Here is a 21,398-nt window from a genome sequence, read left to right as displayed (position 1 = left end):
CCCGGCGTCACCCGGTCATGAGCAGGCAATGAGGTGGGCTCGCCGCATGACTGCGAGGGCAACCGGGAACTTGCCACCGGAAATGCGGTTTCCCACCCCTACGGGCGGTAGCGCGCCTACGCGTTGGGTGCCATGCCCCCATCGAGCGAAGCCTGTACGGTTCGTGGTCCCGACGCGATCACGGCCCGCCAGGGTCGACGTACCGGGCCGGATCCTGACAAGGTCAGGACCGGTATTCACGGCGCAGGGGAGCACAAGTGGCAGAGGTGACCGAGGGCAAGGCGCGCGGGAAGGAGGGCTCGGAAGGCATTCCTTCGGACGTTGCGCGCGATGCGCGGGTCCGGAACCACCGGCCCGGCGGCGCCGAACAGGGCCCGGAGGTGGCGCAGTTCGGCCTGGTCGCCAGAGAACCCTGATGGCGGCCGGCCGCCTGAGGCTCTTCGCCTCCCGTGTCCGTCAGCCGCTCACCAGTCCCTGGACGGTGGACGCGGGGCTGATGCTGCTCGTGCAGGCAGCCGAGACCATCCCGTTCGTCGTGCCGCGCGCGCCGTCACTGCCGCCCGCCACCTGGGCGTCGTACGGCCTCACGACGCTCGGCGTGCTGCCCCTGCTATGGCGGCGCCGGGCACCGGTGACCGCGCTCGCCGCGGTCCTTGCCGCGCAGGTGCTCTACCGGTTCACGCTCGACGGACCGGGGCAGCCCTTGCCGTACAACGCGCTGGTGGCGCTCTACACGGTCGCCGAGCTGACCCCGGCCAGGTGGCGCATCCCCGTGGCTGCGGGAACGCTTGCGCTGATCTTCCCTTCGGTGGCGCTCAACTCCGGTGAGGCCAGGGAACTGCTGTTCTCGTTGTTCCTCTTCGGCGCGGCGTACGGGTTCGGCCGCCTCACGCACACCCGGAAGGCCTACACGGCCGCTCTGGAGGACCGGGCGACTCAGCTGGAGCGGGCGAACCGCATCGAGGTGGAGCAGGCGGCAGCGGCCGAACGGGCGCGGATCGCGCGGGAGATGCATGACATCCTCTCGCACGCGGTGAGCTTGATGGTGGTGCAGGCGGAGGCCGGCCCCGTCACGGTCCGTACGGCGCCGGAGCGTGCCGAGGCGGCGTTCGAGGCCATCTCCGAGACGGGGCGGGACGCGATGACGCAGCTCCGCAGGATGCTGGGGGTGCTCAGGCAGGACACGCAGGCCCCGGAGCCAGCGTCCCGCAAACCCCTGCCCGCTCTGGCCGATCTTCCGCTGCTCGTGGAGCAGGTGGCCTCGGGCGGCCTCGCCGTGGAGTACGTGACCGTGGGTTTTCCGGGGTCCCTGCCACCGGCCACGGAAGCGACCGTCTACCGGATCGTGCAGGAGTCGCTGACCAACGTGGTCAGACATGCCTCCGCGGAATCCGCGACGGTGTGCGTGGAGCTGGGCGCCGAGTCCGTGGAGATCACGGTCACCGACGACGGCAGGGGGGCCGCTGTCGGCACCGGCGGCAGGCCGGGTGGGGGCACGGGGCACGGGCTGATCGGGCTGCGGGAGCGGGCCGCGGCGCACGGCGGGACCGTCCAGACGGGCCCGGGCCCGGACGGCACGGGGTTCCGGGTGAGAGTGCGGTTTCCGCTGGCTGATGTCTTCATGGAGGTGGACGGGTGACCATTCGGGTGGTGGTGGCCGACGACCAGGAGCTCGTACGCAGCGGCTTCGCCATGATCCTCGACGCCCAGCCCGGCATCGAGGTGGTCGCGGAGGCGGCTGACGGGGCCGAGGCGGCGGAGGCCGTGCGGCTCCACGGCGCGGACGTGGCGCTCCTGGACGTCAGGATGCCGGGCACGGACGGGATCGAGGCGTGTCGCGCCATCAGTGCGGCAACCGACTGCCGAACGATCATGCTCACCACCTTCGACTCCGACGAGTACGTGTACGAGGCGCTGCATGCGGGAGCGAGCGGCTTCCTCCTCAAGGACGTCAGGCGCGACGATCTGGTCCACGCGGTGCGGGTGGTGGCCGAGGGCGATTCCCTGCTCGCCCCCACGGTGGCGCGCCGGCTGGTCGAGGAGTACAGGAGCCGGCCCCGGCCGGCCAGGGCGCCTGCGTCGGACCGGCTCGACGCGCTGACCGCACGCGAGCGCGAGACCCTGCTGCACCTCGCCCGGGGACTGTCCAACGCCGAGATCGCGGCCGCGCTGACGGTCAGCGAGCACACCGTGAAGACCCATGTCGGCAACGTGCTGGCGAAGCTCGGACTCAGGGACCGCATCCAGGCGGTCATCTGCGCGTACGAGACCGGACTGGTGACTGCGGGGGGACCGGCCGGCGCCGGTCTCCCGGTGCGTGATCCCTCTCCCGGAGGAGGCGGGCCCGCCGGCTCCGCCGCGGGGGCGAGTCGACGTCCGCACCAAGACCGCTCGCCCGGGCGATCCGCTCGGGGGCTGTGATCAACAGGATGGCAGGCAACGGTTCGCGCCGTTTCCCGTCGTCAGGAGATCACAAGATGAATGCCCGTGCCCGTACCGCCCTGCCCGCTCTCCTCGCCCTGACTGCCGTGGCCTTCCCGGCGGCCCAGGCGGCTGTGGCCACTCCGCCCCCGTCGCCGTCCTCGTGTACTTCCGCCGCGCACACGGGCGGGCTCGACACCGAGGCGTTGTGCACGGCGCTCGGCTCCCTGCCCGACTCCGACACCACCGCCGCGCTCGTACGCGTCGGCGGCACGGACGGTACGTGGCGCGGCAGCGCGGGCGTGCACGACCTGGACAGCGGACGCCCAGCCGATCCGCAAGGCCGTTTCCGGGCCGGCTCGGTGACCAAAGTGTTCACGGCAGCGGTGGTCCTGCAGCTCGCCGCCGCGCGGGAGGTGGACCTGAGCGCGCCCGCACGCCGCTACCTGCCGGAACTGATCCCCGCGGCGTACAGGCACGTCACCGTGCGGCAGCTGCTCAACCACACGAGCGGCATCCCGGCGGCCGACATGCCGGGCGACACCCTCGAGGAGGCCTACGCCCACCGGTTCGATCTCTACTCGCCCGAGGACATGGTGGAGAACGCGACCGCGAAGCCGACCGAGTTCGCGCCCGGCACCCAGCAGCACTACCTCAACATCAACTACACCGTGCTCGGTCTGCTGATCGAGAGGATCACCGGACGTGCCTACGAAGAGGAGGTCGGCCGGCGCATTCTGAGGCCGCTGCGGCTTCAGAACACCTTCTACCCCGGCACCGACCCGCGCATCGAAGGACCCCACAACCACGGCTACCAGGCCTTTCCGCGCCCCGACGGCTCGACCGAGCTCCGCGACGTGACGGTGTGGGGCCAGACGCAGGGCTACGCGGCGGGCGACATCATCTCCACCACCGCCGACTTGGAACGGTTCCAACGGGCGCTGTTCACAGGTCGTGTGGTGCCTCGGCCGCAGCTGGAGGAGATGTTCACCCTGCCCGAGGCGCCGGTGCGTGAGTACGGCTCGGGCGCCCCGGCCTCCTACAGCGCAGGGCTGTCCAAGATCAATCTCGGCGACCGCGAGGTGTGGGGCAAGACGGGCAGCCGGTACGGCTACACCAGCGTCATCGCCGCCACCCGCGACCTGTCCCGCACGATGGTGATGAACGTCGGTGCCACGGACGCGAAGGGCGAGGACATGAACTCCACCGAACTGGCCTTGATAGTGGCTGCGTTCGGGGCTCCGTCCGCCTGAGCCCGGTGGCGCTCCGCGCCCCGGAGTCATCGCGATCGTGCCTGCGCAGGACACCCGGGCATACCCTGCCTCGACGGTCATCACCTACGGGGCCGGCCCGTGCCAGGTCCTCGACCTGGCACGGGCCGCGGTAGCGTCCGGAGGCGGCCGGGCGGCCGTCTGCTTCCCACCATTGGACGCCCGCCACGTGCGCGCCCACGCCCTGCCGGGAACGCTGTCGCGGTCGGTCGGCCTCGGCGCGACGCTGCCACACGCCCTCACCGCCCCGGCCGGCCACCGGCCTGCGGACCGCGCATCACGGTCCTGGCCCGCGGCCGCATCCAAGCCGCACGATCGACTCCGCCACGACCCTGTACCTCAGCGGTGCACCGGGCCTCCGCCGCGGCGCCTCTGCTCGAAGCGACGATGTCGTCCGACCGGTGCTCCCAGCGGACGTCTACCTGGCGGCAGGTGCGGGGCACACGACGAACCGGCCCCATCACGCCTTCTAGCGGCGTGTCGGGGCCGGTTCCGGTTCGGGTCGCCGCCACCCCTACGGGCGGGTGCCGGCGTCAGCTACGGGGTCAGCGGTGGCACTCGTGATGGGCGGGGCGCCAGACGCGGGTCCACTTGCCGGGGTGCCAGCGGTGGTGCCGGTCCCGGAACCCCGGGTGCCACTGCCGTGCCCAGTGGCCCGCCACCTTCGCGCAGTGGTGCGACGCTTTCGGCGGCCGGTGGTCCTGCGGGGCGGCCGACGCGGTGCCGACCGTGCCGACGAGCGCGCCCGCGGCCAGGGCCACCGTTGCCGCGCCCAGGGCCGCGGCCCTCTTCAACCCGTTGATCATGTTCAGGCCTTTCCGTACGAACGGGGGCTGACGGCCCCGGGACTGCCCGGACCGTTCGGCCGGGCATGCGCTGATCCTCGCCCTCCGGCGTCGCCAAAACACCGCAGAACACTGCTTCTCACGAAATGCAATTCAATTTCTCATCGGGCTTAAATAGTCATATATTCGCGTAGTTATTCGTGTGTTGCCGCCCCGGACATGCAGCGCTGCTCCCGGGTCACGGCGCAGGTGCCCCACCTTGATGCGATCGGTCGGCGTCGAGAACCACACGAACCGGGCTTCGGAGTCCCAGCTGTCCAGCGTCTGACAGTGCGGGCGTGCCGAACTGCTGCTTGCCGAGCAGCGCGGAGATTACGGAATCGCTCGTCAACGATCTCCAGGGAGGGCGGCTCAACGGCGGCCGCGCGCAACACCGTGCGCCACTATGCGATCATGCATCGGCCCCTCGCTCCAGGGGTGAGACCCGGCCGCTCGCCGAGCACTACGTGAGGGAATCGCCATGAGGCGAACGATCGCTACTGGTGTCGCCCTCGTGGCGATCGCAGGCGCTGGTGGGTGTACCGAAACCGCCACGTACACCGAAGGCAAGGCAGCGCCGTCGGTGCCGGCTCGGACCATGGGTCCGAGGGCTTGCGTCAACGGAACGTACCAGTGGTTCAACGTCGAGCGGCCTGTTCGGCTCTCCGCCCTCTCCGAGGTGGAGACCTTCGGCAAGGGCGGCGGCACGTTCACGAAGGCACCCAAGCACCGGGTCTCGTGGCCCGAGACATCCGTATTGGCGAGCGGTCCAGCCTTGCCGTCGCGTGACGTGCTGTTTTCCCTTGCGCAATTGGTAGGCGAGGCCCAGGAGGATGACACTTCCGCCGACATGCCTTTCACCGAGGTCGGCAGAAGACCGGGCGATCCCAATCTGAGCCGGGCCGTCTCGACGCCCGGGGCAGGCCGATTTGTGTTGTACAACGAGACACGCGTCGTCGAGGCGGACTTCCGGTACACGTGCCCAGGCACGAAAACCGTGACCATCGGGCATGCGAAGAGCTGGACGGCGGAGGCTTCGGGCACCCTTGAGTGCGGCACCCGGACCGGTCCCGGCAGCGAAGCCGACCTGGCCGTTGCACGAGAAGCCGCCCGACTTTCATGCGGCCCCAAGTCGATCGCCGCGCAGGGCACGCCGACCTCCGGGCAGTGACTACCTGCGGCCCGTTCGATTCCGCCGAGGTTGTACGTGCAGTTGGAGTCACGCGTGCGTGGGCTCACCCGATGAGGGGCGGGCCCCGTGCGGCAGGTCACGCAGCTGATCTCCCAACCCACGAAGCGGGCCAGGCAACTGTCCACAGGTGGCGACCTTTGGCCGGCCCCGGTGAGGTGGTCTCACCTGTGAAGGCCCCGGCGACAAGCGCCGTCACGGCGGGTTGGCCGCTGCCCGGCAGGCCCCGGTGGCGGCGCCGCCCGGTACGCCGGCCCCGGTCAGGCCGCTCACACAGCCCTTCAGGTCACCGTGTACCCCCAGGGTGCACGCCGTTGTGACGGCGTCGGAAACCTCGACGCCCGTTTGCCGGACCATGTTCGTGCAGGACGGGATGTCCGCGTGGGCGGCGGGGACGGGGAAAGCCGCGCCGCCGAGTGCGACGGTCAGACCGGTGAGGACACTGGCGATTCGGATCGACGTGCGCATGGGAGGCACCTGCTCTCCGGGGCCGGTCGGGAACTCAAGGCGCCGAGCAGCGGACACGACCGGTGCATGACCGTGGAAGCGGGCCTCGCAGCGGTCGGCTCGGCAGACCACCCCTTTTTCCGACACTAGAGCAGCGCGCCACCGTGCGCACTCCGGCTCAGCGCCGCTGGCATCCTCTGGCCACGTGGTCCCTCCGCAGACCACTCGTCTTCACCCTGCGAACCAACCCTGCCGCACAGGATCAGCGATCGTCTCTTCAGAGATGCATCAACGCATCCACCCCAGGCAACCAGGGGCTCAGGCACAATTGGAGTCGTGCCGACACCTCCTGACCCCGCTGTCCTGTACCCCGACGTCGCGGCCTGTGGCAGCCTTGCCGCAGCGCTCCGGACCGCGGCGGAAGGTCGCCTCGACGCCGTTCCGGTCCGGTCCTCGGACCTGGTCCATGCGGTTGTGCCCAGCACCTTGCCGCATCGCGAACCGCTGAAGATCAGTGCTTGGTCGTACGAACGAGTCTGGTCGATCCGGGGCACGGAACCGTTCCAGAGCCTGGCCCTCATCGACGGTAGGACAGACGACCTGGCAGAAATCGCCAGTGCCGCCCTGGCGTGGCACGACGGGGCGTCCCTGAACGACATCCGCCGAGCGGCACCCTTCGTGCATGTGACCGGACGATTTGAGGTGCCGGACCACGATCCCGCACGGCTGACGGAATCCGAGTGGCAGAGCCTGCGCCTGGAGGCGGCCGAAATGGAGTACGACTGGCACGAGACGTACCAGGCCCTGATCGAGGCCGCGTACGCCGAGCCGGTCCTGCGCGCCCTCTACCCGTTCACCAGCCACTGGGCGCTGCGCTTCTCGACCACAACCCGCCCGCGCCTGACCGTCGTCGGACCGTACCTGGCCGCGAAAAGCGATGGCACGTACGGAGCGGGCGGGAGCATCGCCAACGAGGACCTCGGCGTCTTCACCACGGCGAAGGAGGCTGTGGCACTGGCCGTGCACCATCTGCCTTCCGGCCTGGCGCCAGTCGCGCTGGGCGGATGAACCTAGCCGCGGTGCTGGAACGCGACCACCGTCTCATCCGCACCGCACAGGCGGCCCCTCGCCGACAAGGGCTTCGCGGGCCGGGAGTTCGAGGCGATGCTCACCGAGCGTTTCGACGTCCACCGGGTCCTACCCGACCGCAAGGAGGAGGCCGCCGGCATGGACGTCGTGCCCGTGTGCCGCCAGTGGATCGAGGCCGTCTCCGACCCCTTCAGGTCGGCTCAGTCCGGAACAACACGGTGGCAGAACCCTGGCCGGATTCTTCGCACGCACCGGGCAACGCCCCCTCGCCCCGCAGCCGGCATCCGGCACAACCGGAGTGGCGACGCCAAGAACCAACGATCCCTGACCGCCCACGACCACTGAGAACAGCGGACCCAGTCGTCTAGGCTGTCGCCGTGCTCCTGATCCACGACGGGGAAGCCGCCCCCGACGCGCCCGTCCTTCGTACCGGCGGAGTCCCGCTCGTCCCGGAGGGCTTCGTGTGGCCGACCTGCCGGAACTGTGCCGGGGCGCTGCAGTTCCTCGCGCACCTGCCCGTCGACGGCGGGGCGGTCGCCGTCTTCTTCTGCCAGAACGACCCGGGCATGTGCGACGACTGGGACGCCGCCGCGGGTGGCAACCGCGCCTACCTGTTCACCGGCCCGCTCGGTCCGGCCGCCGTCCCCGCCGAGGGCGAGACGCTGCTCGGCGCCGTCACCGCGCTGCGCCCGCAGCCCGTCGACGTCGCCACGACGGCGCCCGTCCTCGGACGGCTGGGCGGCGAGCCGGACTGGCTGCAGAACGACGAGACGCCGTCCTGCCCTTCCTGCGCCGCGCCCATGGCGTTCGTGGCGGAACTGGAGGAAGGCCACGACCACGCCACCTCCGCGAACTTCGGTGGTGGTGGCCTGGGTTACACCTTCGTCTGCCGGCCCTGCGAGCGGGCCGCGTTCCTCTGGCAGCGCTGACCGCGTCCCCGCCGCCACTCTAGGCATCCTCGTGTGCCTCTCGTGGTGACCGTCCCGGCCCGTGGAGTTCGTAACGCGATCTTGAGTGTTGGGAGGGGTGTCAGGAGCCCGTGCGCCGTGGTCTCGGATGCGGGCGTGTTTCGTCGGTCTTGCCGAGCCAGCGGCGATGCAGATCGCGCCAACGCCCCGGGGGACCGCGCCCGGGGGCCGCCCGGAATGGGAGGGGCACGCTGCCATCCGCGCGATGTCGGAAGGTGCGCAGAGGTGCCGTGGCGTGCATGGATGAGGCTTTGACAATTGCCGCAGGCACCAATGCGAACGCAGAGATTTCTGCTGGTCATCGCCGTGTTTTTACGGCAGTTGAGGCATCAATCATGCGCCATTAGGCCATAAGTGGACACCGCACGCATCGCTCGATACGGTCGAAACACAGGCGCCACAATTGCAGCTGTAATCCAATTACGCACGCGAGGAAGTTGGCGTCGCAAGCCGGAAGCCACCGGCCCTCATGGTGCCCAGCGCATCGCGGTGTGGATACCGCTCCCGGGATGTGTCCTGGCCAGGTTCAGGCGCCATGCGCACGTAATGTCTTGAAGAAAGAGGATAGCTATGCGCGCGAAGCGAAGCATCGCGATCATGGCGAGCCCCGTCGCCGCGGCAGCACTGGCGTTCTCGCCCGCGCTGATGACGCAGGCGGCGGCCGACACCACAAACATCTCGGCAACGACTACCTCGCGAGCCGCGCACCTTCCTGCGGACGATGCCTCCGAGGGCAAGACGAAGGGTGCGAAGGACGGCAAGCGCGACGGACTCAACTTCAAGTGCGACTACCGGCACTCGTACGCTCCGGCAAAGGCCACGGAGGACTACAAGGACGCGTACGACCTGGCATACCGCTCCAGCTACGACAACTACTGTCGTGGTGAGGCGGCTCCCAATACGCCTGCAGGCGCCAACGACGCCTCCGAGGGCAAGACGAAGGGTGCGAAGGACGGCAAGCGCGACGCCCTCACCCTCAAGTGCGACTACCGGCACTCGTACGCTCCGGCAAAGGCCACGGAAGACTACAAGGACGCGTACGACCTCGCATACCGCACCAGCTACGACAACTACTGCTAGGTGCCCGGGTCGGTGACAGGCAAGCAGACCGATGACTGTGACCAGTGTGGGCCGGTCACGGCCATCGGGCCGGCCCCGACAGGATGAAGTTCCGGTGCCTGCACACAGGGCCGCTGCACGGGCCAGCGCCCCGACGATGGCTTTGCGGCGGCGGTGGACGGCGACCCGACTGGCCGGTGTCGGTGCAGAACGTGGCGGCATATGATCGCCCGGAGAATGAGGCCGTCTTACTCCGTCGGGGCGCATGGCCATCCGCTCCTGCCCTCATACTCCGTCCTTGGTCCATGGAGGATGTGGCCCCGTCAGGGCCATGCCCGGCTGACCGACCCGCGCGGGGACCTGCAAGGACGCGGCGGTGAGTTACGACCTGGCGGTGTGGGAAGGCGCGCGCCCGCTCGATGACGATGACGCGGGCGCGATCTACGACGAGCTCTACGGGCGCTACTTGGAATCGGAGGACGCGGTCGTACCACCGTCGCCACGCATATCGATGCCTACGTCGAGGCGCTCGTCGAGCGATACCCCGATGACATGCCACGAAGCCCGTGGGCGTCACCACCGGTCGTCAACGAAGCCTCGGGCCCGATCCTGTACCTGGTCATGACGTACAGCAGGGCCGAGGAAGTGTCCTCATACGCCGCTGCGCTGGCGCGCGAACATGGACTGATCTTCGATCCCCAAGCAGAGACCCTACGGCACTGAACAGCCTCGCCCGGACGGTGGCCGGGGGAGACGAGGAAGCCCCCTGACACCTTTCCGGACGCCCTGCTGCAGGCCGCGGCCAAGAACTCCGCAACCGCCAACCACGTCGTGGTCTGCCTGGACCGCAAGCCACTGGCCCTGCTCCGGCGCGGGTCGGCCCTCATCAAGCGGCTCGAGCCCCCAACGCTGGGAGTGTCCGCCCCGCTCCACGAGACGCTGATCCGGACACTGGATGCGCCGGGCCGTGCCGGCGCGCGAACCGGAGCGCACCGATCAGGCGCCGGCAGCGCGACGTGAGCCCACGCCGGCCGAACTCGCCGCACAGCGAACGCAGTCCTGCGGTGGGACTGTCAGGGGGTGTGGTGTTCGAGCCAGGGGACGATGTGGTTGACGTAGCTGTCGACGTTGGACAGAGGTTTGCCCGGCAGGACGGCGATCAGGTGCTCGATGCCGAAGGTCTGGTCCCAGATGCGGGCGCGTTGGTAGGTGGCGTGGTCGACGGCGTTGCGGATGGTGTCCCAGCCGTGCCAGGCCATGCAGGCGGCGTCGATGGCGGGGTCGAAGGGCAGGGCGAGGTCCCAGTCCAGGACGCCGATGAGTTTGCCGTCGGGGCTCCAGTGGACGTTGGAGCCGGCGAGGTCGCCGTGGACGAGCGCGTCGGGTACGGGGTCCAGGGCGATCGCGTCGTCGAGGCGGCGCCGGCCTTCCTCGCGCCACCGCGCGGGCAGGCGGGGGATGACGTCCTCGGCCAGGATGCCGGCCCAGCCCCGTGTGGGGATTGGGTCCTGGGCGGCGGCCAGGGCCTGGCGGAGGTCCACTGTGAGGGGGACTTCCCGCAGGGCCCGCAGGAGTTCCCCGATCTGCTCCGGGTCCCCTCCATCCTCAGGCAGTGCGACGCCGTCGATCCAGGACACGGCAACGGCGGCACGGCCGTCGAAGACCGCGACCGGCGTGAGCGGCTCCGGTACGGCGAAGGGCAGACCGGCGGCGCCGATCGCCCGTAGCAGTTCCATCCGGCGGGGCAGCGCCTCCGCTGCCGACGGACGCTTGCTGATCCGCACGGCCGCGATGCCCGGCAGCAGCACGACATGATGGACATTGCCATCGGCAGCCAGACGCACCCGATCCAGGGGAGCGCCCGGCAGCAGCGCATCGACAATCTCCAGCAAGTCCGCGGGTACTTCGCTGCCCATGATCAATGCTTTCCCGTGTCGCCGAGGCCCGGCCCCTGTCCCGTCGTCATGAAGGCTAGTCACTCACTTGCGTACAGCTGACCTGCGTCGAATGCCGCGGGGGGAAGGGGGATGAGCCGGGTCGACCTCGGTGCCCCGCAGGGGCCAGGATGAACTCTCACGGTGGCGGTTACCGGCACAGTCGATTCGGTACCGCCTGCGTACGGGTTGGCTTCGCCTCCTGGCTCCGCCCTCCCAGGACAGCCGTACAAAGCACCAGCGTCTGTCGGCCGGCCTGCAAGAGTGCTCAGACGAGCGTCTTGAGCACGTGGCTGTAGCCATCCTCGACAGCGAGCCGCTTCCCACTCGGGAACACGATCAGTTCCAGGGCGTGCTGCTGCGCGGACGCCCCGGACCGTGGCCCGGCGTCACGGTCCCTACCGGCGGTGCGGGGCTCAGGTGGTCACCGGGCTGGTTCACCGTGCCCGGGGCCTGCGCGAGTCCGCCGGCCCACAGCTGGTCGACACGCGAGCGCTCGGTGGCGTCCGGGTAGCGGTTGGTGCAGGACGGGCCGGGGCCGCCGCCCGACATCAGCTCACTGCACGGACCGCTGTAGTTGTCCGGCAGGCCCAGCACGTGCCCGGTCTCGTGGGTGACGACGCGGATCGAGTCGTCCTGCTGGTTCTGGGTGTAGTCGAGGAAGATGTAGCCGCTTCCGTGGCCGTTGGTGGAGGCGTAGGACCCGCGTGAGTCGTTGCCCTCGTAGTAGGAGAAGTCGGCACCGCTCGACGCCTCTTGGAGCTTGACGTTGGACTCGGAGCTGTTCCAGATCGAGGCCGCGCTCGCTATCTGCGAACGGAAGGTCGGTGCCTTGGAGGCGTCGTAGTAGACGGTCACCGCCTGCGCGTTGGGCTGGGCGGCGCGCTTCTCGGCGACCGACTTGAGCACAGCCTTGAAGAACACCGTGTTGTTCGTGGCCTCCGCAACCGACCCGTCGTACCGCGCCACGGAGGTACCTGCGGAAGCGGACGGGGCGGCTGCCGTCTGGGCGCTCGCCGGCACCGCCACGCCCAGCGCGCTGGAGGCCAGACCCAGGCCGAGAGCGAGGGCGAGGAGCCTCGCGGAGGTGCGGGACGACTTCATGTGAGGGCTCCTTCTCACTCGGTGACGCCGAGCGCCCGGTGCGCGGTCGACTCCGCGTGAACACCGGTTCCGAACTGCAGCGACGTCCTGTGGGGGGTCATTGTTAGAACGGCTCGACAGGGAGCGCAAAGGGTCCCGCCACTACGTCGCCTCGTAGGTCCCAGGACCTCGCCGGGGGGAGTGCGCGGGTCTGCAGTCCGCACATGGCGGCGCGAGAGAAAGCTGTCGCGACGTCAGAAGCCTTGCACCGCGGGGCAGCGGGCGTGCGGGTCGGCCGGGCGGAACTCCGGGACGTGCGGCGGGATCCGCATTCCGGCAAATAGGGACAAACCCTCAGGTATCCGCCACGCCGCGTCTACTAAGTGCGCCAGTTGGTCGGCGGAGCGCTGTGACCGACATCATAAAATATGGGCTTCCGTCTGTTTCACGCCCCACTGGCCCCGAGTCGCTCCCAGGGAGTCGCCCTCGGTGCTGGGCGGCATCCCTCACCGCTGAGCCGCCGCCGCTCAGTCCTGATCAGGATGGAAGCCGGGCCCGCCGTACAGCGGCGGCGCCGCCGGCGACCGGTGGGCATCGACCGGCGTCCCGGTCGACCACGAGGCGATGGGCCGCGGTCTGGGCAGTTGGTGCACTTCTGGGTGGACACGTACGAATATCGAGCCGCGAATTGAGTCGCCGACCCCCGCGACGGCCTCCATGACCGCGTGATGTCGCTGCTCGACCGCGCTCAACTCCACCGGCATGGCCCCGGCCCTGCCTGCGCACGCCTGTCAGACGCGCACAGCCAAGCCAGGCAAGCGGTGTCGGCGGCGGCCAGCTCAGTGGCCGGTGACGGCGTTCACCGTCAGGGCGACGATCCCCGTGGCGCCCATGAAGGCCCAGAAGGCTCCGAAGGCACGGGCGAAGCCGCGTGGGAGGACATCGTTGGGCCTGCCGTCGAGCAGGATGCTCCAGAAGTCCAGGAACCTGTGGACTGAATCGCGGTAGTCCGCCGCCAACACTGCGCCCGCGATGAACATGATCGCGAAGACGACAACCGCGCCCATGATCCTCCTCCAGGGAAGTCCGTGGGGCGAGGCCGCAGAGCCAAGGCCCCGACTCGATTTCCGGCCTGATGGTTGGGCGTAGGGCGTCAGATGTCAACTGCACTTAGGCAGAGATCACGTGCTTGCCGTCGTGGCTGTGGACATGTGGGCCAGCGTCGTCTATTGCGTCCAGGAGCCGGATCGATAAGAGCCGGGAAATGCGCTGTGCGACTTCTTCGGGCGTGAGCCAGTCGAACGCGCCGGACTTCCCGGAGGTGCGCGATGTCGTCCGGTGTGAGCCGGTCGATGGTGTCCTTCGACCCTCCCGGCCACACGTTGGCACCGGGGTCCGTGACCTGGTGGGAATTCCGTCACGTCATCGAGCCACTACATTCCGATGGCTGGTTCGTCGTGGCTCCCGATTATCGGGGGTCAGCGGATCGTCGAAGCCTGAGAGCGAGTGGGACAAACAAACAATGGCGGGTGACATCAAAGCGTTGCTCGACCATCTCGGTGCGAGAAGCCCCATCACCCTTGTCCGTCACGACCCGGAATGTCGGTCGGCTACGCCTACGCCACCCTCTACCCCCGTCACGTCAAGCGCCTCGTGCTCGTGGAGGCTCCGATACCGGGCACCGAAGCCGAGACGCTCATCGCCAGCAGCGAGTTTCCCATACCTACGCAACGATGACATCTCAATATCGACGCGGAGCTTTACGTCGCCGACTGCATTGCTCCGGGAGCCATGCAGTCGGGCCTCAAGCCTTATCGGACTTTCGAGAAGGACGCAGACGGCAATCGGCGCATCCTCTCAGAAAAGGGCAAGCTCAAAATGCCCGTGCTCGGACTCGGAGCCGCTTCTGCAGCGCCTGCATGAATTTATTTGAGAAACGCCAGCTACTGATTCGACGGAATTCGTAGGCCGCACGTAAGGGGCGGCCACTCGCCGATCGGAGGTTCCTTCTCGGCCGATCGGGGGGAACCGCTCCTTTCACGGTTCCTGCCGCGGCTGAGGGCTCTGTGGCGTCAGGCCGGGGGCGGAGTGGGGCGAATCGGCCTGTGATCAGGGGCGGGTGCGTTCCAGGACTCGAGCAGGCGCAGTGCCTGTTCGGTTGGTGAGCCCGGTTCCACGTTGTAGACGTACAGGGTCTGTTCCGCGTCCCCGGGGACTGGGAAGGACTCGAAGACGAAGTGCAGGTCACCGACGACGGGGTGATGATGAGCCCTGGCGCCGTGGGTGCAACGCAGCACCCGGTGATCGTTCCACCAGGTCGTGAACTCAGGAGACCGCAGCATGAGTTCGCCCACCAGGTCGGCCAGTTGCCGGTCATGGGGCCGGCGCCCGGCCTCGAGGCGGAGTATGCCCACGGTTTCGGCAGCGATGCGTTCCCAGCCGCCGACGGTCTGCCGGGCGGAGGGGTCCAGCAGGTAGTAGCGAGCCAGGTTCCGCGCCGGTACGGGCAGGGCGTCGAAATCGGTGAGGACGGCTCGCGCCAGTCGGTTCGATGCCAGGACGTCGGTCCGCCGACCCAGGACGTACGCCGGCACGTGCTGCAGCGTCTCCAGCATCAGGAGCAGACCCGGGCGGATCCGCTGCGGGCCGGTGGGGGCGCGACGAGTGGCCGCGCTCGGCCGGGCCAGCAGATCCTTCAGGTGTTCCCTCTCGGTCGCGTCCAGGTGCAGGGCCCCGCCCAAGGCCTCAAGGACCTCCGGTGACGGGTTCCCGGCTCGACCCTGTTCGAGCCGTATGTAGTACTCGGTGCTCACCCCGGCGAGTCGGGCGACCTCCTCCCGACGCAGTCCCGGAACCCGGCGTGTGCGGCCGTCCTCGGGCACCCCTGCCTGGTCAGGGGTCAATCGGCTGCGCCGGGTACGCAGGAAGTCGGCGAGCTCGCTTCGCGTGTCCATACACCCAGTGTGGCGCCCTGTGTGTGCCGGATACCCGGTTTGGGTGGTCCTGTCGGTACCAGCCTCGGCAGGGTGCCGCACGCGGTCCTGGCAGGGGGTCTGGTGGTGGTGTGCTGGATGAGCGGCCCGGATGAGCGACCGCCCCCCCCCGAAGGTTCCACGGAAGGTAATCCCTCAATGACCTCGCAGACCTCTGTTACTCCGCTCGTCGGCCGAGTGGCCGTCGTCACAGGCGCCTCCAGCGGTATCGGCGAAGCGTCCGCTGAACACCTGGCATCGCTGGGAGCCAAGGTCGCCGTGCTGGCCCGGCGCGGGGATCGGCTCGCCGAGCTGGTCTCCCGCATCGAAAAGAACGGCGGCACCGCACTGGCGATCGCCACGGACGTGACCGACGCCCAGGCCGTGGGTGCCGCCGCCGACCAGGTCAAGAACGACCTCGGTGGCGCGGATCTGCTGTTCAACAACGCCGGCGTCATGCTGCCCGCGCCCGTCGAGGAGCTGCGCGCCGACCAGTGGCAGCGCCAGATCGACCTGAACATCTCCGGACTGATGAACGTCATCGGCGCGTTCACGCCGCAGCTGGTCGAGGCGGCCACCGAGCGCGGCGTCGCCGACCTGATCAACACCTCGTCGAGCGCCGCACAGAACCTCTACCCGACCTTCGCCGTCTACGCCGGCACCAAGGCGTTCGTCTCGCACCTGTCGAAGCACCTCCGGGTGGAGCTGGGCCCGAAGCGTGTGCGGGTTTCCGCAATCGAGCCCGGGATCGTGGGCACGGAGCTGCAGGAGCACGTCACTGACCCCGGCGCCAGCGCGTGGCTGGAGGGGTCGAAGGAGACCATGGACTGGCTCCAGTCGGACGACATCGCGCAGACGGTTGGCTTCATCGCCTCCATGCCGCTGAGGGTCAATCTCCCGCAGGTCTTCATCATGCCGACGGCCCAGCCCAGCTGACATCAGGCCGGTCACGTCGACGCTGCGCAGGACGGGTACGGACACCACACCAGTGAGACCTGCTACGCACTGCCGGCTGGGTCGTTCCCGGATGGCGACCGCCCCTTCACCGTCCGGGCCGGCAACCTGATGCACGTACATGGCATCCGGTACGGGATGGCCAACCGGGGGCATCGATGCGCGCTGTGGCCGCCCTTGCACCCGGCCCGCCAGCCGAGCGGTTCATGACCTCGGGCCGGGACGCACACCGGGCGTGCCGCCGTCCCCGACGCCGGAGGAGAGCACGCACCGCCGTCGCCGAGGTACTGGCCGCGTTTGACCTCGTACCGTTCCCCGACCTGGAGAAATGAACGGGGGCGGGAATCGAACGAAACCTCCAACCGCTGGACATGATGTGAAGAAAATCGGATTCCTCTCCTTCGGCCACTGGTCGCCCAGCGAGCATTCCCGGGCCCGGTCGGCCGCGGATGTCCTGCACCAGTCGATCGATCTCGCGGTCGCCGCCGAGGAGCTCGGCGTGGACGGTGCGTACTTCCGCGTGCACCACTTCGCCCGGCAGGCGGCCAGCCCGTTCCCGCTGCTCGCGGCGATCGGCGCGCGGACCTCGAAGATCGAGATCGGCACCGGCGTGATCGACATGCGCTACGAGAACCCGCTGTACATGGCCGAGGACGCGGGCGCCGCCGACCTCATATCGGCCGGTCGGCTGCAACTGGGCATCAGCCGCGGCTCACCGGAACAGGTGGTGGAGGGTTGGCGCCTGTTCGGCTACCACCCCACGCCGGGCGAGTCGGACGCCGACATGGCCCGCCGGCACACCGAGGCGTTCCTCACGGTCCTCGGCGGCGAGGGTTTCGCCACCCCCAACCCGCGCCCGATGTTCCCCAACCCGCCCGGGCTGCTGCGGATCGAACCGCACTCCGAGGGGCTGCGCGACCGGATCTGGTGGGGCTCGGCATCGAACGCGACCGCCGTCTGGGCCGCCGAGCTGGGGATGAACCTGCAGAGCTCGACGCTGAAGAACGACGAGACGGGCGAGCCGCTGCACGTCCAGCAGCGCAAGCAGATCGAGGCGTACCGCGAGGCGTACCGGAAGGCGGGCCACACCCGGGAGCCCCGGGTGTCGGTCAGCCGCAGCATCTTCGCCCTGACCAACGACCTCGACCGGGCCTACTTCGGCCGCGACCGCGGTTCCCGGGACCAGGTCGGCATGATCGACGACACGACCCGGGCCGTCTTCGGGCGCTCCTACGCCGCGGAGCCGGAGGAACTGGTGAAGCTGCTGCGGGACGACGAGGCGATCCAGGCCGCGGACACCCTGCTGCTGACCATCCCGAACCAGCTCGGGGTCGACTACAACGCCCATGTGCTGGACAGCATCCTCACCCACGTGGCACCGGAACTCGGCTGGCGCTGAGCATCGTTCGATGGGGCGGTCCGAATCGACGGGCCGCCCCGTCCGGCACCCCTCACCTCTATCCGCATGGGGGCGAGCGTCTCGTGCTCATGGAGGCCCCGATCCCGGGTGCCGAAGCGTAGGGGAGCACTCTGGCGACGACCACCACGGCGCGGCTGACGACCTCTTGGGCCAGGAGCGGATCGTCCTTCTGGAACGGTGTCGGATTCTCGGTGCGGACGAACGAGGCCAGCCCCGGCGGTACGCGCCGCGCACGGATGGGCACGACCATCACCGAGAGGATCCCGGTCTCCCGGACCCTTTGCGCCATCTCCGGCGTCTGACGACCCATGAGCCCGCAGAGGTGTCCGGTTTCGGTACGAGCCGGGACTCGCCGGTCGGGCGGACCGATGCCACGCCGGCCCGCTGAAGAACGGGGAAGCGTTCGCCGATCGAGCCGATGCACGCCGGGGGCCCCTGGCCCAATGGAACCGAGTGCTCCAGGTTCACGGCTACGAAGTCGGCGAGGGGCACGGCAAGATCGGCTAGTTCTTGACCGGTCTGCATCAGATCCAGGGTGCTGCCCAAACGCGTGCCCGCCCCACCGAGAACCGCCAGGCGCTCCCGCTCCCGCCGGCTCTCGGTGAGATCGGCGTTGATGGTGCAGACCCCCAGCGTTCAGCCATCGGGGCGCCATGGGAGACGGGAGAACGAAACCGCATAGTGCTGCCGTTCCTCAGCGCGTGGCACGTTCCGCGAGCTTCTTGTAGCAGGTCAGGGCGGGCGGTCATGGCCAGGCCTCGGCTCTGCCAGTCGTCGCGGACCACGTACGGGATCTTGAGACCACGAGCAGCCCATGGCAGGCTCATGCCGCATGATCGATGAATTCGCGAAAGACAACCTGTTCGGGAGACTACGGCGGGACCGCAAGGCGCTTCTCTGGAAACTCGACGGCTTGTCCGAATACGACGCCCGCCGACCTTTGACAGCGACCGGGACCAACCTCCTCGGCCTGGTCAAACACGTGGCCACCGTCGAGGCCAGGTACTTTGGCGAGGTATTCGACCGCCCTTCCCCGGAACCGCTGCCCCGGTGGCAGGACTCCAACGGCAGCGATCTGTGGGCGACCGAGGACGAGACCCGCGATCAGATCATCGGGTTCTACCGGCGCACGTGGGAACACTCGGACGCGACGATCAACGAGCTTCCCCTCGACGCCCCCGGCCACGTGCCGTGGTGGCCGGAGCCTTATGCCGACACGAACCTGTTCGCCATCATGGTCCACGTCCTCGGCGAGTCCATCCGGCATGCCGGGCACGCCGATATCCTGCGCGAGGGCCTCGACGGCCGGACCGGGTTGCGCGCCGAACACGAGCAGCAGATCGACGAGGAAGCCCGTGCAGCCCACTGCGCGAAGATCGAGCAGGCCGCCAGGTCGGCCGCACCAGTCAAGGCTTAGAGGTTGTCTCACGTGACGTGATGTTCGTGCGGTGCGATGCCGGTCGTGGGCGCTGATCCATCGAAGCGTCTGGTTCCTGATGAACTCTGTGAGCCGCCCACCCCGTTGCTGCCGTCGTTCGTTGGCCTGTCCGGGGTGCGCCCGGCCGGGGCATGCGCGGCCTCGTAGGATCCGGGACCGGTTCGGTGCGGGGCTGACGTGCGCGGGGCTGGAGATGGCCGCCGGCGGCTGGGGGCACCGCCGGATCGCCGCCGAACTGGGGCGTCCCGCGGACACGGTCGGTCGCTGTTCACGACAGTGCTGGTGGCCTTGACCGATGATCCGGTGCCGCCGCCACCTGCCGGGTGACGGATCGCGGACGCGGTGGTGGCGGTTGCCGTGGCGGCGGAGGTGGCCAGGCGCCGTTGGAGCCAGGAGGGCCTGGTGACCGGGCGTTTCGCATGCCGGGTCAGCCGCGCCGCCCTGCCGGCACCAGCGGCCGACCCCAGGTAGCCGGCACCGGGTCCGCGGGAGCGGGAAACTCGCTTGCCGCCCGTCCGCGGGGTCGGTCAGGATCTGCGGCATGATCTCTCGCCTCTGCAGCCACCGTCCGCACACCACCACGCCTGCAGAGGATCACGACCGTGAACTACACCGTCCGCGAGTACACGCCCGCCGATGAGACCGCCTGGCTGCACTGCCGGGTGCTGGCCTTCTTGACCACCGCCTACTTCGACGACGTCCTGCAGGCCAGGCCCGGCACGTCGGGCCCGGGCCTGGACCTGGTCGCGGTCGACGAGCACGACCGCATCGTCGGGATCATGGACACCAGCGTCGAGGGCCATCTGGCCACCATCGACACCGTCGCAGTCCACCCCGACCACCAGCACCGCGGCATCGGCCGCAGACTGCTGGAGAAGACCCGCTCGCGGGCCCGGGCCGCCGGGGCTTCCACGCTGGACGCCTGGACACGCGACGACGCGGACACCCTGGCCTGGTATCGGGCGATGGGCTTCGCCGAGAGCGACCACTACCTGCACGTCTACGCCAATCACTGCACCTCGTCCGGTGAACCCGGCCACGCGATCGAGGCTGCCCGAGCAGGCCTGCGGCCCATCGCACTGTTCCTGCACGCCACGCTCGCCGACGAAGAGCGACTGCGGGGCGAGTTCGCCCGGGTCCACGTCTGCCGCCGCTTCTCCACGCCGGTCTGAGTCCGGCTCGCCCGCCGTCCCGCAGCCGCCCGGAGCCGGCCGCAGGACGGCGGGCGTCCGTGGGCGTGATGGCGCGCCGCCCCGGCCGTGCCGGGGCCGCGGGCGGGGCCTGGTCCGGGCCGGTCCGGTCGTCACACGAGCGGACCTCCCTTCGGGCGTGGCACAGCGGCCCGGAACCCCACCAAGAGGGTGCGGCCGAGGGTCGTCTCCCCGAGGGCCTCGGAGGCTGCTCAGCGGTGGGACGGGCGCCGATGGCGCGACATGCGTCGCAGCAGGGCGACATTGGCGATCGCGGCGCAGGTCAACAGGGCCACGTTCAGAGTTGCGCTGCCGAGGCTCAGCCAGCCGGCCTCCGTCCCGTCCGGGCCGGCGGCAGGAGCCCAGATCGAGCCGATCGCCGAGATCGCCGCATAACCCCCGTACATCGCCGGAAGGGCGACGGCGCCCGAGGGGAGGGTCAACGCGACGGCGGCCAGGTAGAAGGCAGCTCGTTCGTCGACGGCTCCCGCTACGGCCAGACCTCCGGTCAACACCACGTAAGCCGCTTCCGTGCATCTTCCGACCAAGCGCTTCATCTTCGCCCCCAACGCGCGCGCTTCGCCCCCTGGGACCAGGGTAGTGCGGGCTTTCCGGCGACTGCCGGCACCTCACTTACCTTCCCTGCTTGGCCCGCTCCGCGGCGGAGCACGGAGGCCCGGAAGCCCACCGACTGCGGTGTCCCGCCACCGCGATGCCGGGACTTCCGCAACCAGCCTCCTGCCGAGGCGGAGCGCGGACAGTTTGTCCGTCGGCCAGTCCGATCGGTCGTTCATGAGCCTTCGTTCTTGCCCTATCCATGGAGGGACGGGGCTATGGGAGCATTCCCGCCGACGATGCAGCAGCGGCTCGGCCGGGAACTCCCAGCCGAGCCGCTGCTTGCGCTCCTAGCCGCACACGCCAGTGATCAGGTGTTGCGGCGATCCCGGGAATCCGCCGAGACGACGTCCGCCGGGCCCTCGCTCGGGGGTCAGCCGGCGGGGGTGGGCTCCGCCGGAGCCGGAGCCGGAGCCGGAGCGGGAGCCGGAGCCGGAGCCGGAGCCGGAGCGGGAGCCGGAGCCGGCACAGCACCCGGGGCCTGTCTCTTAAAACCAACATCCACGGCGACAGCAACGGCGGGT

General features: G+C 69.4%; 19 protein-coding genes. 12 read left to right on the top strand and 7 right to left on the bottom strand.

Features of this window, described 5'->3' with window-relative positions:
• Positions 1-257 precede the first annotated feature (257 nt).
• From PV341_RS01890 to PV341_RS01875, 4 genes are read left to right on the top strand one after another with little or no spacing between them, the layout of a single operon-like run.
• Entirely contained in the window at positions 258-416 is a 159-nt protein-coding gene (locus PV341_RS01890; protein ID WP_500356482.1) for a hypothetical protein, read from the top strand.
• Positions 416-1,639 (top strand): sensor histidine kinase, encoded by a 1,224-nt coding sequence (locus PV341_RS01885; RefSeq protein WP_500326178.1) that lies wholly within the window; start codon positions 416-418, stop codon positions 1,637-1,639. Before PV341_RS01890 ends, PV341_RS01885 begins: the two co-directional genes overlap by 1 nt.
• Positions 1,636-2,421: a response regulator gene (locus PV341_RS01880; RefSeq protein ID WP_500326177.1), complete on the top strand. Its 786-nt coding sequence runs from the start codon at positions 1,636-1,638 to the stop codon at positions 2,419-2,421. The genes PV341_RS01885 and PV341_RS01880 overlap by 4 nt, the downstream gene beginning before the upstream one ends.
• Positions 2,422-2,477: 56 nt before the next feature.
• Positions 2,478-3,674 carry a serine hydrolase domain-containing protein gene (locus tag PV341_RS01875; protein WP_500326175.1) on the top strand — a complete coding sequence of 399 codons (1,197 nt, stop codon included), beginning with the start codon at positions 2,478-2,480 and terminating at the stop codon, positions 3,672-3,674.
• Between the two features lie 563 nt (positions 3,675-4,237).
• On the opposite strand, the gene PV341_RS01870 is transcribed toward PV341_RS01875, so the two are convergent.
• Entirely contained in the window at positions 4,238-4,498 is a 261-nt protein-coding gene (locus PV341_RS01870; RefSeq protein ID WP_500326173.1) for a hypothetical protein, read from the bottom strand.
• A 499-nt stretch (positions 4,499-4,997) separates the two neighbouring features.
• Between PV341_RS01870 and PV341_RS01865 the strand changes: the two genes are divergently transcribed.
• A complete protein-coding gene (locus tag PV341_RS01865) occupies positions 4,998-5,687 on the top strand; it encodes a hypothetical protein (protein ID WP_500356480.1) in 690 nt (229 codons plus the stop codon).
• A 213-nt stretch (positions 5,688-5,900) separates the two neighbouring features.
• On the opposite strand, the gene PV341_RS01860 is transcribed toward PV341_RS01865, so the two are convergent.
• Positions 5,901-6,173, bottom strand: a complete 273-nt coding sequence (locus PV341_RS01860) for a hypothetical protein (RefSeq protein WP_500326169.1) — start codon at positions 6,171-6,173, stop codon at positions 5,901-5,903.
• 315 nt (positions 6,174-6,488) lie between these two features.
• Here PV341_RS01860 and PV341_RS01855 point away from each other — a divergent pair, with 315 nt between their 5' ends.
• From PV341_RS01855 to PV341_RS01845, 3 genes are all read left to right on the top strand, one after another.
• Entirely contained in the window at positions 6,489-7,220 is a 732-nt protein-coding gene (locus PV341_RS01855) for a DUF6193 family natural product biosynthesis protein (RefSeq protein ID WP_500326168.1), read from the top strand.
• A gap of 398 nt (positions 7,221-7,618) precedes the next feature.
• Positions 7,619-8,170, top strand: a complete 552-nt coding sequence (locus tag PV341_RS01850; RefSeq protein WP_500326167.1) for a hypothetical protein — start codon at positions 7,619-7,621, stop codon at positions 8,168-8,170.
• A 609-nt stretch (positions 8,171-8,779) separates the two neighbouring features.
• Positions 8,780-9,289: a hypothetical protein gene (locus tag PV341_RS01845; RefSeq protein ID WP_500326165.1), complete on the top strand. Its 510-nt coding sequence runs from the start codon at positions 8,780-8,782 to the stop codon at positions 9,287-9,289.
• Between the two features lie 1,052 nt (positions 9,290-10,341).
• Here PV341_RS01845 and PV341_RS01840 read toward each other — a convergent pair.
• The 4 genes from PV341_RS01840 to PV341_RS01825 all read right to left on the bottom strand — a co-directional run bounded on the left by PV341_RS01840 (position 10,342) and on the right by PV341_RS01825 (position 15,239).
• Entirely contained in the window at positions 10,342-11,184 is an 843-nt protein-coding gene (locus tag PV341_RS01840; RefSeq protein ID WP_500326161.1) for a phosphotransferase family protein, read from the bottom strand.
• A 357-nt stretch (positions 11,185-11,541) separates the two neighbouring features.
• Entirely contained in the window at positions 11,542-12,306 is a 765-nt protein-coding gene (snpA, locus tag PV341_RS01835) for a snapalysin (RefSeq protein WP_500326160.1), read from the bottom strand.
• A gap of 818 nt (positions 12,307-13,124) precedes the next feature.
• Entirely contained in the window at positions 13,125-13,352 is a 228-nt protein-coding gene (locus tag PV341_RS01830; RefSeq protein ID WP_500356478.1) for a hypothetical protein, read from the bottom strand.
• Positions 13,353-14,357: 1,005 nt separating this feature from the next.
• Complete coding sequence (locus PV341_RS01825; RefSeq protein WP_500356476.1) at positions 14,358-15,239, bottom strand: helix-turn-helix transcriptional regulator; 882 nt, start codon at positions 15,237-15,239, stop codon at positions 14,358-14,360.
• A gap of 177 nt (positions 15,240-15,416) precedes the next feature.
• Here PV341_RS01825 and PV341_RS01820 point away from each other — a divergent pair, with 177 nt between their 5' ends.
• The 4 genes from PV341_RS01820 (at position 15,417) to PV341_RS01805 (ending at position 20,241) form a co-directional block, all read left to right on the top strand.
• On the top strand, positions 15,417-16,193 hold the full coding sequence (locus PV341_RS01820; protein ID WP_500356474.1) for an SDR family oxidoreductase: 777 nt from the start codon (positions 15,417-15,419) through the stop codon (positions 16,191-16,193).
• A 394-nt stretch (positions 16,194-16,587) separates the two neighbouring features.
• Complete coding sequence (locus tag PV341_RS01815) at positions 16,588-17,610, top strand: LLM class flavin-dependent oxidoreductase (protein WP_500356472.1); 1,023 nt, start codon at positions 16,588-16,590, stop codon at positions 17,608-17,610.
• Positions 17,611-18,463: 853 nt separating this feature from the next.
• The gene (locus PV341_RS01810) at positions 18,464-19,048 is read left to right on the top strand and encodes a DinB family protein (protein ID WP_500326152.1); all 585 of its coding nucleotides are present in this window, start codon (positions 18,464-18,466) and stop codon (positions 19,046-19,048) included.
• 623 nt (positions 19,049-19,671) lie between these two features.
• On the top strand, positions 19,672-20,241 hold the full coding sequence (locus tag PV341_RS01805) for a GNAT family N-acetyltransferase (protein WP_500326150.1): 570 nt from the start codon (positions 19,672-19,674) through the stop codon (positions 20,239-20,241).
• Between the two features lie 230 nt (positions 20,242-20,471).
• Here PV341_RS01805 and PV341_RS01800 read toward each other — a convergent pair whose 3' ends face one another.
• Positions 20,472-20,777, bottom strand: a complete 306-nt coding sequence (locus PV341_RS01800) for a hypothetical protein (RefSeq protein WP_500326148.1) — start codon at positions 20,775-20,777, stop codon at positions 20,472-20,474.
• Between the last annotated feature and the right edge of the window lie 621 nt (positions 20,778-21,398).

It is taken from the genome of Streptomyces sp. PA03-1a (assembly GCF_033792805.1).
Lineage (GTDB): Bacteria > Actinomycetota > Actinomycetes > Streptomycetales > Streptomycetaceae > Actinacidiphila.
The sequence above is the reverse complement of the archived record's forward strand: the minus strand, read 5'-3'. Positions and strand labels throughout refer to the sequence as shown.